22 protein-coding genes are annotated in these 17,769 nt (G+C 60.0%); 14 read left to right on the forward strand and 8 right to left on the reverse strand.

Annotated elements, in window-relative coordinates; genetic code table 11:
* Window positions 1-159 precede the first annotated feature (159 nt).
* From PAF20_RS17910 to phnC, 5 genes are all read right to left on the reverse strand, one after another.
* On the reverse strand, window positions 160-1,074 hold the full coding sequence (locus tag PAF20_RS17910; protein ID WP_052081787.1) for a LysR family transcriptional regulator: 915 nt from the start codon (window positions 1,072-1,074) through the stop codon (window positions 160-162).
* Window positions 1,075-1,087: 13 nt separating this feature from the next.
* On the reverse strand, window positions 1,088-2,086 hold the full coding sequence (locus PAF20_RS17915) for a phosphonate dehydrogenase (RefSeq protein WP_036744164.1): 999 nt from the start codon (window positions 2,084-2,086) through the stop codon (window positions 1,088-1,090).
* Between the two features lie 21 nt (window positions 2,087-2,107).
* On the reverse strand, window positions 2,108-2,914 hold the full coding sequence (gene phnE, locus PAF20_RS17920; RefSeq protein WP_036744163.1) for a phosphonate ABC transporter, permease protein PhnE: 807 nt from the start codon (window positions 2,912-2,914) through the stop codon (window positions 2,108-2,110).
* A 67-nt stretch (window positions 2,915-2,981) separates the two neighbouring features.
* Window positions 2,982-3,830 (reverse strand): phosphate/phosphite/phosphonate ABC transporter substrate-binding protein, encoded by an 849-nt coding sequence (gene phnD, locus PAF20_RS17925; RefSeq protein ID WP_036744161.1) that lies wholly within the window; start codon window positions 3,828-3,830, stop codon window positions 2,982-2,984.
* Complete coding sequence (phnC, locus tag PAF20_RS17930) at window positions 3,827-4,642, reverse strand: phosphonate ABC transporter ATP-binding protein (RefSeq protein WP_081969499.1); 816 nt, start codon at window positions 4,640-4,642, stop codon at window positions 3,827-3,829. Before phnC ends, phnD begins: the two co-directional genes overlap by 4 nt.
* A gap of 659 nt (window positions 4,643-5,301) precedes the next feature.
* On the opposite strand from phnC, the gene PAF20_RS17935 reads away from it, so the two are divergent.
* The 10 genes from PAF20_RS17935 to PAF20_RS17980 all read left to right on the forward strand — a co-directional run bounded on the left by PAF20_RS17935 (window position 5,302) and on the right by PAF20_RS17980 (window position 11,550).
* The gene (locus PAF20_RS17935) at window positions 5,302-5,496 is read left to right on the forward strand and encodes a hypothetical protein (RefSeq protein WP_143025697.1); all 195 of its coding nucleotides are present in this window, start codon (window positions 5,302-5,304) and stop codon (window positions 5,494-5,496) included.
* A gap of 436 nt (window positions 5,497-5,932) precedes the next feature.
* Window positions 5,933-6,199: a hypothetical protein gene (locus tag PAF20_RS17940; RefSeq protein ID WP_271073620.1), complete on the forward strand. Its 267-nt coding sequence runs from the start codon at window positions 5,933-5,935 to the stop codon at window positions 6,197-6,199.
* A 2-nt stretch (window positions 6,200-6,201) separates the two neighbouring features.
* Window positions 6,202-6,405, forward strand: coding sequence for a hypothetical protein (locus tag PAF20_RS17945; RefSeq protein ID WP_271073621.1), 204 nt, complete (start codon window positions 6,202-6,204; stop codon window positions 6,403-6,405).
* The gene (locus tag PAF20_RS17950; protein WP_147101481.1) at window positions 6,405-6,878 is read left to right on the forward strand and encodes a hypothetical protein; all 474 of its coding nucleotides are present in this window, start codon (window positions 6,405-6,407) and stop codon (window positions 6,876-6,878) included. The genes PAF20_RS17945 and PAF20_RS17950 overlap by 1 nt, the downstream gene beginning before the upstream one ends.
* Entirely contained in the window at window positions 6,875-7,327 is a 453-nt protein-coding gene (locus tag PAF20_RS17955) for a hypothetical protein (RefSeq protein WP_271073543.1), read from the forward strand. Before PAF20_RS17950 ends, PAF20_RS17955 begins: the two co-directional genes overlap by 4 nt.
* Window positions 7,324-8,760, forward strand: a complete 1,437-nt coding sequence (locus tag PAF20_RS17960; RefSeq protein ID WP_271073544.1) for a DUF4942 domain-containing protein — start codon at window positions 7,324-7,326, stop codon at window positions 8,758-8,760. The genes PAF20_RS17955 and PAF20_RS17960 overlap by 4 nt, the downstream gene beginning before the upstream one ends.
* Window positions 8,761-8,837: 77 nt before the next feature.
* Window positions 8,838-9,095 carry a hypothetical protein gene (locus tag PAF20_RS17965; RefSeq protein ID WP_271073545.1) on the forward strand — a complete coding sequence of 86 codons (258 nt, stop codon included), beginning with the start codon at window positions 8,838-8,840 and terminating at the stop codon, window positions 9,093-9,095.
* Between the two features lie 359 nt (window positions 9,096-9,454).
* On the forward strand, window positions 9,455-9,673 hold the full coding sequence (gene nrdH, locus PAF20_RS17970; protein ID WP_090525206.1) for a glutaredoxin-like protein NrdH: 219 nt from the start codon (window positions 9,455-9,457) through the stop codon (window positions 9,671-9,673).
* Between the two features lie 787 nt (window positions 9,674-10,460).
* The gene (locus PAF20_RS17975) at window positions 10,461-11,360 is read left to right on the forward strand and encodes an ArdC family protein (RefSeq protein WP_271073546.1); all 900 of its coding nucleotides are present in this window, start codon (window positions 10,461-10,463) and stop codon (window positions 11,358-11,360) included.
* Between the two features lie 22 nt (window positions 11,361-11,382).
* Window positions 11,383-11,550: a hypothetical protein gene (locus tag PAF20_RS17980; RefSeq protein ID WP_271073547.1), complete on the forward strand. Its 168-nt coding sequence runs from the start codon at window positions 11,383-11,385 to the stop codon at window positions 11,548-11,550.
* 98 nt (window positions 11,551-11,648) lie between these two features.
* On the opposite strand, the gene PAF20_RS17985 is transcribed toward PAF20_RS17980, so the two are convergent.
* From PAF20_RS17985 to PAF20_RS17995, 3 genes are all read right to left on the reverse strand, one after another.
* Window positions 11,649-11,996, reverse strand: coding sequence for a hypothetical protein (locus tag PAF20_RS17985; protein WP_271073548.1), 348 nt, complete (start codon window positions 11,994-11,996; stop codon window positions 11,649-11,651).
* A 430-nt stretch (window positions 11,997-12,426) separates the two neighbouring features.
* A complete protein-coding gene (locus tag PAF20_RS17990) occupies window positions 12,427-13,107 on the reverse strand; it encodes a hypothetical protein (RefSeq protein ID WP_271073549.1) in 681 nt (226 codons plus the stop codon).
* On the reverse strand, window positions 13,107-13,823 hold the full coding sequence (locus tag PAF20_RS17995; RefSeq protein ID WP_271073550.1) for a nucleotide-binding protein: 717 nt from the start codon (window positions 13,821-13,823) through the stop codon (window positions 13,107-13,109). Before PAF20_RS17995 ends, PAF20_RS17990 begins: the two co-directional genes overlap by 1 nt.
* A 579-nt stretch (window positions 13,824-14,402) precedes the next feature.
* Between PAF20_RS17995 and mobC the strand changes: the two genes are divergently transcribed.
* The 4 genes from mobC (at window position 14,403) to PAF20_RS18015 (ending at window position 17,549) form a co-directional block, all read left to right on the forward strand.
* Complete coding sequence (gene mobC / locus PAF20_RS18000) at window positions 14,403-15,008, forward strand: plasmid mobilization relaxosome protein MobC (RefSeq protein ID WP_271073551.1); 606 nt, start codon at window positions 14,403-14,405, stop codon at window positions 15,006-15,008.
* On the forward strand, window positions 15,005-16,843 hold the full coding sequence (locus PAF20_RS18005) for a relaxase/mobilization nuclease domain-containing protein (protein ID WP_271073552.1): 1,839 nt from the start codon (window positions 15,005-15,007) through the stop codon (window positions 16,841-16,843). The genes mobC and PAF20_RS18005 overlap by 4 nt, the downstream gene beginning before the upstream one ends.
* A gap of 78 nt (window positions 16,844-16,921) precedes the next feature.
* Window positions 16,922-17,152, forward strand: a complete 231-nt coding sequence (locus tag PAF20_RS18010; protein WP_271073553.1) for an AbrB/MazE/SpoVT family DNA-binding domain-containing protein — start codon at window positions 16,922-16,924, stop codon at window positions 17,150-17,152.
* On the forward strand, window positions 17,142-17,549 hold the full coding sequence (locus PAF20_RS18015) for a PIN domain-containing protein (RefSeq protein ID WP_271073554.1): 408 nt from the start codon (window positions 17,142-17,144) through the stop codon (window positions 17,547-17,549). Before PAF20_RS18010 ends, PAF20_RS18015 begins: the two co-directional genes overlap by 11 nt.
* Window positions 17,550-17,769: the final 220 nt, after the last annotated feature.

The following is a 17,769-nucleotide window of genomic DNA, read 5'->3' on the forward strand; positions in this document are numbered from 1 at the left end:
GCAAGATGATTTGCCGCGCCACGGTGCATGAACTTCGAAAAGCACCGACAACGTGTCAGGCATTCTTGCTTCATCTGCCACGCAATCTTGCCGCTACAAGGTCGCGGCCGCTGTTCGGCTGCGGTTCATACATCTCTTTCGAAGCCCCATGTCTGTCTTTCAGTTAGCTGCTTCGGCTGGTCGTGCAGCCTGCTGACATAGAACAGGCACCGTCTTGGCATTGAGGAGGATGCTAAGCGTCTCGGCTTCCGGGGAACCGTCCTCCATCTTTACAGGATGGACGGCCCAAATTGGCTTCTCCAAATCTACGCCCTTGATAGAAACTTCACAAAGTTGACCCGAAGCCAGTTCATCGAGAACCGTGCTTTTCATCACCAACGATACGCCTAGTCTCGCTCTGACCGCACGCTTCACCCCTTCAGTGCTTCCGGTTGTGTGGCTGATCGATAGCTGATCTGCTTTTTGACCGAAGGCACGGCGGAGAATAGTGCCCGTCCCGGTTCCACGCTCGCCTCCGATCAGCGACTCCGTGAAAAGTTCAGACGAGTCTATCGAACCCTTGCTTGCCCACCGGTGATCCGGGGAAACAATCAAAATGAGCTTCTCGGTGCGCCACAGGCTGGCCTCGTATCCATTCCGGCCGTCCCACCACTCCATGAAAGCAAGATCAACTTCCTTTCTCTGGAGTTTTTCTAAGATCTCCAGGTTGGAGGCGATTACCAAGTTGGCAGAGCGCCCTTTGGCACCATGCAGGCGCTTCAGATGCTCCGGCATGAGGTAGATACCGATGTTGCTGCTCGCACCCAGTTGAATTTGTTCCATGTGCAAGCGGTCAAAGGCACGTGCAGAAACCGTCAGCAGGCTCTTGGCAAATGGCAAGAATATGGCTCCGTGCCGCGTCGGAACACAGCGATCGTTCCCTCTATCTACCAGTTGCACCCCTAGGATATCCTCAAGGCGCCTGACGCTGTTCGAAACCGTAGGCTGCGAGATTTGCAGCCGTCGCGATGCCGCACGAAAATTTCCCGTCTCGATGACTTCAACGAAGGCAGCGACATGAGACAGATGATACATGCAGGATACCTTGTTAGAGAACAGACGCGGGCTCATTGATAGCGGCTCGCGGTCTGCGGCCTTCAAGAAGATCAATGATGTTGTCAGCCGCCTCATGCTCGATCGCAAGGCGAGTCTTGGTAACCGCCGAGCCGATATGGGGTGTCAGCAAGGTGTCCGTGCGACGCTGCACCAAGCCAGGATGGACAGCTTCAGGTCGATCCGGCCGCGCCCAGTCCTCCATCTCGTAGACATCTGCGGCGTAACCCGCCAGATGTCCCGCCTCCAGCGCAGCCACCACGGCCCCTTCGTCCACAACGCTCCCACGTGATGGATTGATCAGAAGCGTCCCCTTCCGCATCTTCGCAACTTCCAGTGCGCCGAGCAGATGCTGCGTGTCGTTGGCGAGCGGAAGGGCACACACTACGAAATCCGAAGTGGAAAGAAGCCGTTCGAAATCCGTGAACGTAACCTTGAGCCTTTCTTCATCATCAGAACCGAGCTCGCGCCTGTCCCAATAGCTCACTTGCGTTCCAAAGCCCGTGAGCCGTTCAGCAATGGACTTGCCGATCGCTCCCATGCCTAAGATGCCAACCGCTGCGCCCTTCAGGCCCACGCCGTAGAAACGCGGTCTCCACCCCTTGTAGCCAATTCTGACAGCTTCATCCCCCGGCAGGATGTGCCGCCCCAAGCCAATCATCAAGCCGATGGTCAGTTCTGCGGTCGGATCAGTCAGAAGATCGGACACGATGGAGACATGGACCCCTCGTGCCGTGCAGGCAGCAACATCAAAGTTGTCGAAACCCTTCAACGCGCAAGCTACAAGCCGCAGGCTAGGAGCGTGGCTCAGAACCGTAGCGTCGATCCGATCCGGCATGAAAGCCATCATCGCAGTCGCATCACTGAGTTCTGCCAAAAGCCTGTCATGCGCCCAAGTATCGTCCGACTCGTTGACGCTGACGCGGGCATAAGGCGCCAGCTTGGTCAGGATCTCGTCATGGACTTTGTGCGTGATAACGATCTTGGGCAACATGTCGCGCTCCCTGTTGTTGTTTTATTGAAGTTGGCGGCGAAGAAGAGCGCCGACCTGATCGACCACGGTGACCATCAGAAGAACGACCAGCATGATGGCAAGAACCTCCTGATAATTCATAATCCGAAGAGAGGTCATCAGCTCAAAGCCGATGCCGCCGGCTCCGACCGTGCCAAGGATGGTGGAGGCGCGGAAGTTATACTCCCAACGGTAGATCGTGACATCGGCCAGTTGAGGCAGGACTTGCGGCAGGATTGCGCGCGTGACGATCTGGAAGGGTGAAGCACCGGCGGCCCGCGCCGCCTCGATTGGCGCATTGTCACAATGCTCGATGGCTTCTGCAAAGAACTTTCCGACCATGCCAACGGAGTGAAGGCCTAGAGCAAGAACGCCGGGCAGAGCCCCGAAGCCTACCGCTGCAACGAAAACGATACCCATGATCAACTCAGGGATCGAGCGCAGGCCGTTCAGCAGGCCGCGGGCGATCATGTAGATAACGCGGTTTGGCGCTGTTTTTCGCGAAGCGCAAAAGCCAACGGGAAGCGAAATCAGAACCGCGATTGCCGTCCCGGCGATGCTCATGGCAAGAGTATCAACCAAGGGGCCGATCCACTCCATCCCACGGCTGAAATCGGGCGGAACCATTTCACTTCCCAACTGCCAAAGCGAAGGAAGGCCGGAACCAAGCCGCTCCAGATCAAGCAAGCCGGAGTGGTAGCTGCTGACAATGATGACGCCAGCGATGATCACCGCGATCACGGCAGCGCGCTTCCAAGCTCTACTTTGGCGCTGAAGGATGCTGTCGAAACTTTGGGAAAGCGCTGTCATTGACGTGCTCCTGAAAAGTGAGGCGCAGACTTCGCCTGCGCCCGCAATGAATGGCGGTTGATATGTCTTATTTGCTGAGGTCGAGGTTCAGCATCTTACCGAGATCCCGCACGACATCGTAAGCCTTGTCGTTGATCGGCGCGAAACCATCTGCCTTGAACGTCGCCAGCACTTCCTCATCGTTCAGGTTGATGAACGCGTCGGTGATGGCTTGCTTCAGGTTCGGATCGAGGTCAGAGCGCATCGTCCAAGGATACTGCGGAAACGGATCGGACTCTTCGAGCGCAACAACTTTCGCGGGGTCGATCGTGCCGCGAGCAACCATAGCGTTGAAGATGGGCAGCGAAAGACCACCAACCTGGGCATTGCCGTTTTGCACCGCCAGCGCCACGGCATCATGGGAGCCGACGTAGTTCTCACTGTAATCCGTCTCTGCTTCTAGACCCGCTTTAAGCAGCATGGATTTCGGGATCAGGTGGCTGGAAGTAGATGCCACGTCACCCCATGCCACATCGTGGCCGGCAGCATCCGCAATAGTCTCAATGCCGGCTTCAGCGTTGCCGATGACAACGGCGCGGTAAGTTGTCTCGCCGTCTTTCATCAGTGCCGCAAAGGGTTCGATCTCGGCCTTCGTCTTGGCCAACGTGTAGGAAAGCGGACCGAAATATGCGAGTTCAAGCCGACCGAACCGCATCGCCTCGATCATCGAGGAGTAGTCGGTGGTCACGATCAGCTCGATGTCGCGGTCAAGAGTTTCTTCAAGATACTCTTCCAGCGGACGATTGTTTTTGATCACTGTGGCGGCGTTCTCGTCGGGCAACAGCGCCACGCGCAGAGTTTCTGGATTTGCCTCCGCATGCACTGCGGAGCCGCAGCCGAGAGCAGCGAGAACGACAACGGGGAGCAACTTCTTCATAGGGCGGCCTCCATGGCAGCAACAGGTTGTGGTTGGGAGTGGGATGAATGGTGATGCGCTTGCTGCGAACTCCGGCCTGAAGCTTCGCTGCGGTAGATCGAGGCGCACATCTGATCTGTCAGTTCATCAACGGACGCATCTGCGACTACAGAGCCATCACGCATGGCGATGACCCGATCACCAAAGCGCCTCGCCAAGTCGATCTGGTGCAGGCTGATGACAGCCGTTATGCCATCCGTCGTGCAAATGTGGCGGAGTTGCGAAAGGACTTCGACGGCTGTTTCCGGATCGAGGCTGGCCACAGGTTCGTCAGCCAGTATCAATCGGGGCTGCTGAACCAGAGCACGGGCGATGCCGACACGTTGCTGTTGGCCGCCCGACAACTGGTCAGCCCTCACCAAGGCTTTGTCGAGCAAGCCAACCCGAGCAAGACATTCCAGCCCAAGTTGCCGGTCAGAACGCGGAAGAGGAAAGAGGGTTCGAAAGGATGAGTGATAGCCCAAGCGACCGGTCATCACATTATCAAGCGCGCTCAAGCGCCCGATGAGCTGGTGCTGCTGGAAAATCATCCCGGTGCGCCTGCGGTGCACTCGGAGCGCCCGCTCTCCGTCCAGAGATCCAACGCCATCAGCGATAATCGAACCGGACGTAGGAGCAACTAAGCCGTTAAGGGTGCGGATGAGTGTGGATTTACCCGCGCCAGAGCGGCCCAAAAGGACGACAAACTGCCCCTGCGCGAGCTTCAGCGAGGTCGGTTTTAGAGCTTGTGTGCCATTCCCATAGGTCACGGCAACCCTGTTCAAAGCCAACATGATGATGCATCTTTCTAATCGTTCTGCGGTCGCGATAGGATGGGTCGATCACTAGGCGCGCAATATGACGACTACTTTTCAGGTGGATGACATAATCATGATAATGCACATCGATGCTTATGCTGCACTCTACCTAAAATCCTTGGAAGCGGACGCGGTGATCGCGGTTATGGCCGCGATCGCTGATCGGAAGGACAGCCGCGCCTCCGCTCCGCTCTGGCACGTCCGACACCTTTCCGTTTGCTAGGTCCGCCTGCCATCCGGCCGGCGCTCTGAACACGGGCTCTGGTGCCGCTGCGCGTCAGCCTCCACGGAGAAATCCGGTTCCTCCCGCGCCAGGGCGCGGGCCCCTCCCAATTTCACCGCTCCGGCCCCGTGTGTCAGATCACCGTCCGGCCGCAGGTCGGGCTGCGCCCACCCTGCTTTGCCCTTCGGATGACATGAGGTCATCCAAAGTGAAAAGCACGGATGGCTTCGCCACTCGGCGGATCAGAAGGGCACGAACGGGAAATGTCGGAAACACACGCACGAGGTAGTTTCGTGACGCAAAAGGCAGTTTTGCGCAGTGTTCACATCGCGAAAGAAATTAGCCGCTGACAGCCCCTTTCCCTACCCACTCTGTCGTTTTCATCGAAAAACCCATGGAAAGGAACTTCAAGATGGCTTCTCAAAACTTCACCCTCAAAGTCAAAGCCGGCGAAAAAGACGGCACGACCTTCTGGGATCGCTGCGGCGTGGTCTTCGTGAACACCAACGAGGCCGGGGAAATCACCTCCATCAGCGTTCGTCACAACATGTTCCCGAATGTCGACATGGTGGCCTTCCCGCGTCGGGAAAAAGACGAGCAGGAATAAGGGCAGGCAAAGGGGCGGCGCAAGCCGCCCCTGGACCGTTTCACGAGCCCAGGTCGGAAGCCCGCGCTGATGCGCGGGCTGCTGTCGGCCGGGGGATTCGGCCAGAGGCCGAACGCCCCGGCTATGCGTGGGCCACGTCACGCTGACGCGCGCCGCGTCCTGGATAAAGGGCCTGTTCCGGCCCTCTTTCCAAGGGGTGGGTCCTCGCCATGCTCGCTTCCTCCACCTGCGCCTGGCGGCTTCGGTTCCGTGCAGCTGCGCGTGGCTCCGGTCCCGGCTTCGCCGCCCTTGGAAATTCACCGGCCCGGTTCGCCACCTGGCAAGGCTTCAGGAGAGGGCGCGCTGCGCGCTTCTCGCCTGAAACCTTCGCCCATTATGGGCACCCCGACCGAGGCAAAAGACCAAGGCGGGAACGTCGCGAAAAAAGGAGATTAGAATGGTTCTCTTTGAATTTTACGCCATGACCGACGATTTCGGCATCTGCCGCGATGCCTGCGATGATCTGGAAAGCTGGATCGCGGCCAATGACGCCGAAATCACCGGCTATGTCGATGATCCCCTCGCCAGCAAGGAATTGCAGGGACTGCCGAAGCTCAGCGGCTGGATCGGCCCGATTGTCGGCCCCAATGCCTTCGGCCTGACCCCGGTTATTCAATATGCCGATACCTGGGCCGTCCGCGAAATCGACCGCGTGGGGGCATGAACATGGCCGCTTTCGACAAGCCCATCACCGCCAGCTTTGACCTGGCCGAGATCTCGGCCATCCTCGCTGGCCTGCGGTTGCTTCAAGGTTCCAACCGGGTGCCGGCGCCGATCACCGAGATCATGACCAATGGCGGCGACATTGACCCGCTATCGCTGGATGAGATCGACGCGCTTTGCGAGCGCATCAACGGCGGGGATATGTGATGATCCCCTATTCCGTCCTTCAATCCGATCATCAGCCCGGCGCTTTCGTAATCACTGTGGTCAGCGCACGCGCGGCCCAGATCTATGCCCGCCTGCTGGCCGAACGCTTTCCCGGCAACAAATTCGCCATTCAGGAAGGCGGTGCATGGGGCGCGCCCGATTGCCACCCTTCCATCCGCGATAGCGCCCGTTCGTTCGAGGTGGAACGTCTCGCGGCGACCATGCTCAAGCGGGACGCAGAAACCAACCCCGAAGGGCTGGCGAAGTGGCACGTCTATTTCCTTCGCCGCCCCGATACCGCAGCGACAACCCGCTGTCGCGCATATGCCGACCATGACACGCCGATGCGGAGCCGCACGTTTTCAAGCCCCGATTATATCGGAACCGCAATTTTCTATGGCGATCTGCCAACCCCGCATGACCTCGGCGTCATGCTGGAGGATTTCCAAGCCAGCAAGGAGGCCATCGCATGAGCCCCATTTCCTTCAACGGACTTTCGGCGGGGGATAGCCCCGCCAGCTTCCGGCGCTTCTGTGTTTCGCCCGTGCGGATCGAGCGCGGCAACCACTATGATGAGGCCATCGAGGTTTGCCCCCCTGCGGAACGCGCCTTCTGGTCGATCTATGGCGACACCGGCCAAGGCTGGCAGCTTGTCCATGATGCCCAGGACGGCGAGGCTGGCCGCGCCCTGCTGGCGCTTGAGGTCGCGACCGGCGCACCCGTCCACTATGTCGATTGCGACTGGCGCAGTACCGGCGGGACTGTCGCGGGGCTGGCCGACCGACTGGCCGAGCGCATCCATGACGAGATCCCCGGATATGATGGCCCCGAGGATTTCCGCGATGACGATTTCGAAAATCATCCGCTGGCCGAGCTGCGCGAACTGCTGCTGGATGCCACCAACGGGGAGGATCAGAAATGAACGCCCCGCTGTCCTTCAATGCAGGGGCGCTTGTCGCGCCCCTCAACATCGAGGCCATTTGCATGATGCGCGAACGCGCGCTGTCCGAGATGGAAGAGGCTATTGCCGCTATTGCGAAGGGCTACGCCCTCGCGCGCGGCGCGGCCGAGACCGCCAAGGGCGCGACCGCCGGTCACGCCTCTTACCTGCACTACGACGACAACCAGACCGTCGAAAAATCCCTCTATCCCGATTTCGACACCGAAAAGACCTTCGCCACCTACAAGCGCACCCTGGATGCCGCAATCTGGCGCCGCATCGTCGAGGAAACCCGCCTCAAGGAAATCATGGACCGCACCGAACGCGACCAGCTCGACAAGCAGATGGCCGCAAACGACATGCCGGAACCGACATTCGAGACGATCCGGGCCACCCTCGCCCGCCTGACCGGCGAGGCCAACCTGATCTTTCAGCGCGGCGTGGCGCGCGCCTTCGCGTCACTGTCGCCCGCCTTCAAGAGCCACGACGCCTTCAAGATCAACAAGCGCATGATCTTCGAATGGGTGTTCAGCGAAGGGGGGTACTGGTCCTATTCTGGACATGGCGAACAGATGCGCCGCACCTTGGCCGACGTTGAGCGGGTGTTTTCGCAGCTTGCCGGCAACCGGACCTATGGCGCGCTTGAGCACGCCATCGAGGTTAGCCGACGCGGCCGCTACGGCGCACGGCAGGGCGAGGTCGAAAGCGAATATTTCCTCGCCCGCACCTTCAAGAATGGAAACCTGCATCTCTGGATCAAGGATGAAACCCTGTTGCGGAAGGTGAACCGCGTGCTGGCCGATTATTACGGCGAGGTGCTGCCCGACGCCGCCGGCGCCGAGGCGCAGCCCGCCGATTTCTGGCCGGGCACCGCGCTTGCAAAGGATCTGGCCTTCTATCCGACCCCGGCCGAAGTCGTCGACTACCTGCTTGACGGGCTGCGGATCGAACCGGGCGCGCGGATCCTGGAACCAAGCGCCGGCGTCGGCGCGCTCGTCCGCCCCCTGCTGGCGCAGGGCGCGAACGTCGACGCGATCGAGGTCCATCCCGACCGGACCGAGGCTCTGCGCGGCATCGCCCACCCCGCCCTGAGCGTGAAATGCGCGAACTTCCTGAAGCTGCCCGCCCGGCCGGTCTATGATTATGTCGTCATGAACCCGCCGTTCGCCGGGACACATTTCATGAATCATCTGAGGCATGCCTTCGACTTCCTGAAGCCGGGCGGCGAGCTGCGCGCGATCCTGCCCGCCTCTGCCGAGGTCGGCAGCACCGCAAAGCACGAACGCTTTCGGGCATGGGCCGAGAGCCATGCCCCGCGCGGCTGGCGGCGCGGTCTCTGGCGAGACCTGCCGGCCGAGAGCTTCGCCAGTGTCGGCGTGCGCATCAATACGGTGGTCCTCACCCTGACAAAGTGATACCGTTCCCTAACCTTTTTTCGCGAAAAGGCACTTTAGCCCCGCTTCGGCGGGGCATTTTTCTTTGGAGGCGTTTCATGATGATTTTCGTATTTCTCGTTGGCACAGCGGTTGCGCTGCTTGGTTTGTGGCTCACCTGGAAAAGCCCTGACAAAACAAAGGCTCCAAAGTACATTGCAGTTATCGGGCTGGTGATGATGTGTATTCCGTTGGCCGACTGGCTTTTGACAGATGATCAGGGCCATGGAGCCACCAGCACGGGTTATGACGAGTGCATAGCTGACGGAGGCTCCTGGCTAGGAGGATCATGTATGCCAATGGTCGGGTCCGACTGACCTTGCTCGCAGACAGTGCCCGGCACCTGAAATCACCACCCGCCGACCGCCGCTTTCCGTGGCATGTCGTCGTCTTCGGTCAGGTCAACAGCGAACGGCCGCGCGCTTTGCCGGGCGGTGGCGGTGCATTGCCGTCGCAGCTGGATCCGGCGTCACATGGCTGTTCTCCTTTGCTTCCCAACTGTGACCCTGGCCGAAGCGGCTGGTGGGCGGTGCGCATCATGCCCTTGGCATGATTCACCCCTTCAACAGCTAATTTCCCCTGGCCTATGGCCATTCCTCGCGAGGCAAATTAGCTGTTGACCACCACCCTGATGCTTCGACCCAAAACAGGTTCACAGAAGCAAAGGAGAACAGCCATGAGCATCACCGTCTATTCCAAGCCCGCCTGCGTGCAATGCACCGCCACCACCCGCAGCCTCGACGCAAAAGGCGTCGCCTATACGGTTGTTGACCTGACCGAAGACGACGACGCGCTGCGCTTCGTTGAAAGCCTGGGCTATCGGCAGGCCCCCGTGGTGATTTCAGGTGCCGACCACTGGTCCGGCTTCCGCCCCGATCGCATCGCCGCCCTCTAGGGCGGCTTTGCCGTCCCTTCGCCCATCACCTACTTCAAATATCCTCGGGGTGAGCCGCATATGCGGCGAGGGGCAGACAGCCCCTTTTCTTTCTGCTTGTCGGTTACCGTATTGTGGATAGCGTTTTGCGGGTTCTGATGTGCCTGCCGGAAAACTCCTTTCTGCGCCTCCCCCTCCTTCGTCCGGGAACCGTGCCCTAATCTCGGCCGCTGCGCGCCCTCGATCCGAGCCATTCAGGGAGATGCGACCGGCTGCGGCTTCTGCGGTCTGTCTCGTCCCGAGCCAGATCCTCGCGCGCCGGTCCTGGTCGCCCTGCCCTGCCCGTCTCGGCCCATTCGGGTGACGGTCACTGGCGCGGGCGCCAATGGCGATCGCATCGCCCTGCAACTACTGCCGATCAGGATCTGGTAGCCCGCGCCTATGCGCGGGCTGCCGTCGGCCGGAGGATTCGTCCGGAGGCCGAACGCCCCGGCTTTGCCTGGGCCACGTCACGCTGGCGCGCGCCGCGTCCTGGATTGAGGGCCTGTTCCGGCCCTCTTTCCAAAGGGTGGGTCCTCGCCATGCTCGCTTCCTCCACCTTCGCCTGCGGCTTCGGTTCCGTGCAGCTGCGCGTGGCTCCGGTCCCGGCTGCGCCGCCTTTGGAAATTCACCGGCCCGGTTCGCCACCTGGCAAGGCTTCAGGAGAGGGCGCGCTGCGCGCTTCTCGCCTGAAACCTTCGCCCATTATGGGCACCCCGACCGAGGCAAAAGACCAAGGCGGGATCGTCGCGAAAAAAGGAGGCCACAAATGGCAACTTTCGATCTTTACCAGACCATCACCGACCAGATCATCCGCAGCATTGAGGCAGGTACGCCCGCATGGCGCAAACCATGGACCGGAGAAGCGGGCGGCGCACCTTTTCCGCGCCGCGCCAATGGCGAATATTATCGCGGCATCAATGTGCTGATGCTCTGGCTGGCCGCCGAGGAAAACGGCTATCGCAGCGCCTATTGGTTCACCTATCGCCAAGCGCAGGAGGCAGGCGGGCAGGTCCGCAAGGGCGAGAAATCATCAACCGTTGTGAAATATGGCACGGTTGATCGCAAGGACGAGGACACCGGCGCAGACAAGCGCGTTCCATATCTGAAAGCCTATCGTGTTTTCAACGCCGAGCAGATCGACGGATTGCCGGCGGATTTTCAGGCGAAGCCTGCCGATCCTGCCCGCGACCTTGGCACCGAAGCCGATGCCGAGCTTGACGCATTCTTTGCCGGGACGGGTGCCGATATTCGCCACAGTGACGAGCCACGCGCCTATTACGTCCCCGGCGAGGATTACATCCACATGCCGCCCGTCGCGACGTTCCACAGCGCAAGCGGATATTATGCGACCCTTGCCCATGAGGCGACGCACTGGACCGGCCATAAGTCGCGGCTTGATCGCTTTGGCCGCTTCAATGACCGGAAAGCTTATGCGTTCGAAGAACTGATTGCCGAGATCGGAAATTGCATGGTTTGCGCGAGCCTTGGCCTCACGCCCGATTTCGACCAGTCAGCCGCTTATCTGAAAAGTTGGTTGCGCGCATTGGCCGACGACAAGCGCCTGATCTTCAAAGCTGCATCAGAAGCACAGAAGGCCGCAGATTGGCTGCTGAAAGCCAAGCCAACTGTTGAGACCGACGCCACCGAAGACAGGGCCGCCGCGTGAGCGGCCCATCGGAGGTAAAGCCATGTTCTATGAATTACGCGACCATCCCGAAGATCTGCCGATCCAGTGCGCGACGCTGGCCGAGGCCAGACGCCGCGCGCGCATCCGTGTCGAGAAGTTCGGATTTTCGGTCCTGATCTATGAGGTGAACCCTTTCACTGGCGAGAAGCTTCTCGAAGAGATCGGCTGACAAGTACCGCCGCCTTCGGGCGGCGGGCTCGCCTTCGGCCTCGCCAAGTGGCCAGGTCAGCGCCGGCGTCTGCCGCGTCCTCGTCCGCCCTGCCCCGTTCAGGCCGTGCCAGACGTTTGAATGTCCTGAAGTTCCAACAATGCCGCTACGCGATCCTCTGGCGACAGTTCGGCGAGCATCCTTTTCGCCAGCCGCGACGCGCCTTTTCGGCCGAGCGGATATTCCGCCAGCTGCCGACCGGCGGCAATGAAATAGGCGCGCAGCTCATCGAATGTCGCCAGCGCGGCCCAGGACGCCGCCTCATCTTCATCATCGACAAAGGCCACCAGCGGAACGCCGGCACGCCATTCTTCCAGAATGACGCCCATCACCACCACCGCATCCGTTGGATCAGCATCATAGACTGCCTTCACCAATTGCTGCACTTTGATCAGTCGCTCCGACATGTGCATTTCGTCCCTCCGTCCGCTATGGGCGCGGCCTTTCGCTTTGCCCGGAAAACCTCAGGTTTTTCCGGGCAAAGCGGGAGGGCGAAGCCCTGCCCGCGGCCTTGGGGCTGTCGGTCAAGGGGTCTGGAAGGCGGGGTGGTGCGGCCCGCAGCCGCTTGCGGCGAGGACACGGCACGCCTGGAAGACGACGCCGAAGGCGGCGCTCGCCCCTTGACGGGCAGAACCGGGGGTGCTGGGCGGACAACTCATGTATATGAACGATCGTCGCGACGGGGGTGAGCACGGGCATCGCCCGTGTCGATCCCCCGGCGCGTCACCCGATCACCGCGGGCCGCGCTGACGCGCGGACCTCACAAGCATCTATTGTCGACACTAGCACCGCAATCGCCAGCCAAGACGGCATCTGGGGCCACTTCGCCTCGTTCGACTAGTGACCTTTGGATGATAACCATGCGTCGAAATGCGGCAGAAATTGTGCCCGCGCCCATCGTGACATGGGGGCTTCGATGCCGGTCATTGCCTCCGGATCGATCTCTTTCGCCAGCCGGTCATAGGCGGCCTGGCTGATCATCATGGATGTGTCAAACGGGTGGCTGGCATCCGTCATCCGCTCGCTTGGCACTTCTGTGTATTCGATGCCCGCCTCGATCCGCTCAATCAGCTGCGGACGCAACTCGCCCATGGCCTTGCGGAAGACCGCGCTGACCGGACAGCGGGCTTTTTCCGCACAGGCTGTTGCCCGTTCGGCCAGGTCGGTCGGGCAACGGAATGTGACGCGCAGCTTGACATTCGGCCCCCTGTCCGCTTCGACCGTCGCCTTCATGTCCTCAGTGGTCTTGCGAGGCTCTTGAGTTGTTGAACTATCAGGGGCTGATTTTGGTTCAGATGCCGTGATCGGTGCGGAAACCACTGTACGCTGCGCCAGCTCCTTCGGTTTTTCGGCTGGCTTCGGTGTCGGAGCTGATGCTTCCGCCGATTTCTTCGCTGGCGGCTTGGGCGCGGGTTTTTCGGCCGGGCGCGGGGCTTCCACTGGCTTTGCAACATCGAGACGAGCCGCAAAACTGTCATCGCGCTTGAGAACCATGCCACGATCCTTGAGTTTAGCCATCAGCTGTTCTCCTTGATGATGGTATCAAACTGATCGAGCAATTCGCCCATTTCGGTCAGGCCTGGTGCGATTGATTGCACGAGGCTTCGGTTCGGGTGCTTGTCACGGATGACGCCCAGAAGCCCGGTGTCGTTCATGCGCTCGTAGCAGGCCCGGTCCAGCACGAAATCTTCAAGTGTCGGCAGCGTCTCGAACATGATCGCGATCTGCGTCTTCGCGGATTCGCTGATCGATTTGCCGACATGGCTTCCGACCACACGAAATGGCGGCACATGATCGGGATCATCGACGCGGGTCTTCAGTTTTTCATGCCAGATGCCGGTTGAAGTGGTGTCGCGCACATCCTGCGATGACAGGCGGCAGGGCGAGACGATCAGATGCGCGGTCATCGCCATTTCGTCATGCGCTTCTGATCCACCGCCGAAAGTATCGATCAGGATCAGGTGATTCTCGTCCGGCCCTTCGTATAGTGACTGAATGTCCTCAAGCACCTTCTCGGCGCTCAATGTGCCGATCACATTGATCCGGTCATGCCAATAGCCCTGGCTGCGCGCTTCGTTCATCCATTCAGCGATGCCCTGGTTGCTGTCAGTGTCGAAGATCGTCACACGCTCGCCTCGGTCGATGGCCACAGAAGCAAGACCGCGCACGAGCGTCGATTTTCCGCAGCCACCTTTCTTGTTCATGACTGCGATGATTCGTCTGCCTGTGCCCATGATGCGCTATCCGTTCTGCGTGATGCGGTGTCCTTGATGCGTAACACGATAACCGAAAAGCGACAAGCGCTGTACCGCAAACGCGATACAGTCTCCTAGATACGCAATACGTTAAGAAATATGCCGCATGCGGGATACGTGCTCCAATTTGCGAACTGCTACAAACGACCTGCGCGGTGCAACAAACGTTATGCGCGATGCGTGATGCGATATAAAATGGCAGGCGCTGAGCAAAAGTGGCTGCAACATACGACATACGAAATCCAACAAGCAACATCCGTAAACCGTACTGCGCGATCCGTTGTTGGTGCCGGAGCTAGGTCGCACGGAGAGGGCGCGTGGGGCCTGCTGGCGGGGTTTGGCTATCACCCCTGCGGCTTGGTCCTGAATGGCCCTCTGACGGCGCTCTGCGCGCGCCTGAAGCGGTGTCGCGATGGCGACACTCCCTTGGGGGTAAGCAAACGGACCATATGTGCCGCACCGAGCAACCGCTGCGATCGCCTCAATCGACGCAGCCTACGGCCGCGATTTCCGATTGTTTGGTGGGCGATCTTGGGTTACTCTGGCACATATGGGGAAGTGGCAGGAAATGCGGAATGTTTACAAAAAAGTCTCGCGGCCATCGTCAGGAGAATGTTAATGGCGCGTAAATCGCTGACGAAAGACCAGAAAGCGGAGGCGATCCGGCAACTGAAGGCTGGCGGCACAGTGTCGACGGTTGCCGATGCTGTCGGGGCCGAGCCGGAGGCGATCAAGAAGGAAAAGGCCCTCAAACTGCGTCAGTCAGAGGCCACCACGACCTATGGCAGCGCCGTTGCGGTGCGGCTGTCGCCTGAAGAATTGCAGCAACTGGACCGGCTGAAGGATGTTCTTGGCACGGATAGCAGGTCGGAAGTGCTGCGCACCTTACTGCGTTCGAGCGTCGGGATGCTTGAATTTCCGCCCGAGCAGGCGGCGGAACTTGAGGCAATCAAGCACGAACTGCACAAGATCGGCGTCAACATCAACCAGATCGCCTTCGCCGCGAATACCCGCAAGATCAAGCTTGCCAAGGGACAGATGCATGCCCTGGACGATCTGCGGCTCACCATGCCGAAGGTGCGCACCTTCCTTCAGGCTGTGGTGAGCGAGCAGCGCCGGCGAGGAGTGCGGCTCTTCAAGGCATTTATCGAAGGTGAAGCATGAGCCGGGGCGGTCTGGCATCATCTCTGATAGGCGAGATCGAGCTTCCGGTCTGGAGGGGCGCGGTGCGGGGCGGCAGTTACCAGCCGCCGAAGCCAAAGGTTTCCGGAAGGGCTGCTGGCCTGTGGCGCGTTGCCCAGGGCTCGAACGCGGCGGTGCTGAAGAAGATCCACAACGGCGGCACCCATACCAGAAAGCAGCTTGGCAATCAGCTTGATTACCTGTTCTCCAAGGCGGCGGCTGTGTTCGGGAACATGGCCGATCTGGACCCTCGTTCTCGTACGCTGGACGGCGATCAGCGCAAAGCTATCGTCGAGCAGTGGTCGGACGAATGGACCGGCGATCCGAAGAACGGCCATACCACGCATCTGCTGGTGTCCTTTCCCTTTGACGTGAGCGCTGAACGCGCCCGGCCGGTTGTAGAGGAATGGTGCATGGAGATGTTCCAATCCGGGTTGCATTCCGATGGCGAGGAGTGGGCCTATGTTGCGGCCCTGCACACGGACCGGGTCAACAATCATGTCCATGTCGTCGTGAATAACCGTGGGGTGGAGAACGGTGACTGGTTCTTCATGGCGAAGGACCACGCTTTCAACCTCGATTTTATGAAGGAACGCCTAGTGGAAATCGCCGGCAGCCAGGGCATGTTTCTGGACAAGAGTAGCCGCCTGGATCGTGGCGTGCTGACCTATGGACCGTCACGGGCCGAGATCGAGCGAGCCGCGCGAGAAGGTCGTGAGCCTGTTGAGGCCCGCCGGCAGGGCAGGGCGCTCAGCGATGCGCTTGATCATATCCAGCGCAATATCGAAACGCTGCGCAGTCTAGCAGTCATTGCCACCCTTATCAGCGATGAGGGCTTGGCGCAGAAGATCGAAGCCGCGGCCGACCTTCTTGAGCAGGGCGGCATCATCAATCACCGAAATCAGGAGATCGTCATGGACGCAGAAACTATCCGCAATCGCGGTGATCTGGCCAATGCCTTCGGCAATTGGCTGGATGAAAGCGAGACCGACATTTCGCGCCTGCCCTTGCAGGAGCAGCGCGAAATGCGTGATGAATTATACGGCATTGCCTCGGAGATCGTGCGCGATCTGGGCGATAATCGCGGCGCGCAGCTGATGCACCACGCCCCGCGCACGCCGGTCTATCAGGCGCAGATGGACGGTGATCGCATCACCGTTCAGGACAAGCACAAGGTCATCGGGCCGGATGGGTCGAAGGAAATGACAGCACAGATCGGCGCGGCCGCAGAGAAGGCAGGTCTCGATCCGAGCGTGATCCAGTCCCGAATGGAGATCGGCGCCGCGAATGCCTGGCAGGAGCGCGAGTGGATCAAGGCCGATATTCTGGCTGTGGCCGACGCGAAGAAGATCGATCTGTCTTCCGAGGACGGGCGTGGCAGGGCGGCCGATCTGGTCGATACCTTCTATGCGGCTGCTGCACGCACGATTTCCCGCGCGGTGCCGATCGAGCAGGAGGCCATGAACGACAAGCTCACCCGCACCTTGTCTGCAATGGCCGATGTTCACGCCCAGCATGGCAAGGTCGAGTTTCAGAACGACGAGCACGCCGCGCGCTTCGGGGCCGACTTCCGTGAACGCTATGGTGAGAATGCCATGGCGCGGATCGCGACGGGCGACACCAACGCCCTGGCCGTCGATTTCCCTGATGCCGGTCAGCGTCGGGCAATCGCGCGTGCTGTGGCAGCGGCGGGTGAAGCCCATCAGTCGGTCGGCATGACACTCGCACAGACCCGGCAGGTCAAAGAGAAGATGGCCGCGCAGGAGGCTGACGAGCATCACGTTTCGCGCCGCAAGGATCTCGGTCACGAGTTGTAATCGCATCACCGATTGCACCGCCGGTCGGCAAGATATACATTATCGACGATGTGTATCATTCAAGGCGGAGCCCAAATAATGCAGATCGCGAAATGGGGTAATTCTCTGGCCGTCCGCCTGCCTGCGCGGATGGTCCAGGAACTCGGGCTTAAGGCGGGCGACGAGATCGAAATCACGGCCACTGATGCCGGGCATTTTCAGGTGCAACGCCGCCGCGACCCCGAAGAAATTCTGGCACGCTTGCGCGAGTTTCGCGGGTTGATGCCCAAGGGCTATCGGTTCGACCGGGACGAGGCGAATGCCAGGTAGGTTCTTTGACACGAACATCCTGCTTTATCTTTTCTCCGACGACCGAGCCAAGGCAGACATTGCCGAAGGGCTATTGCGTGACGGCGGAACGGTCAGCGTGCAGGTGCTGAACGAGATCGCGAATGTCACGCAGCGGAAGTTCAAGATGAGCTGGTCGCAGAGCGATGAATTTCTGCTCATGATCCGTGAATTTGTGACCGTTGAGCCATTGACCTATGAGACCCATGATCTGGGCATAGCCCTGGCGCGGAAACACACGCTGTCTGTCTATGACGCGATGATCGTCGCGGCCGGGTTGCTGGCAGGCTGCGACACCGTGCTTTCCGAGGACATGCAGGACGGGTTCAGGGTGGCTGACAGGATTACGATCAGCAATCCATTCGCCGCATTAGAATGACCTGCTCGGCAACTATGATCGGTTGCTTGAGGGACAACCATTCGATTGCTTCGGGTGTAGGGTCGGCGCATCTTACTCTCTGTACCCATGCAGGTTGGGCGGGAAGTGTGAGTTCGCTGCTCCGCAGCGGGAAGCTGTGGAGGTCGCGAAAGCCGACCTTCGCAACTGGGATCTCCGGCTCGTCCTGTTTCGGGAAGGTTGTTCAGGAAAGCGGAAGTCC

Origin of the sequence: Paracoccus albus, assembly GCF_027913035.1 — a bacterium.
GTDB classification, from domain to species: Bacteria; Pseudomonadota; Alphaproteobacteria; order Rhodobacterales; family Rhodobacteraceae; genus Paracoccus; species Paracoccus albus.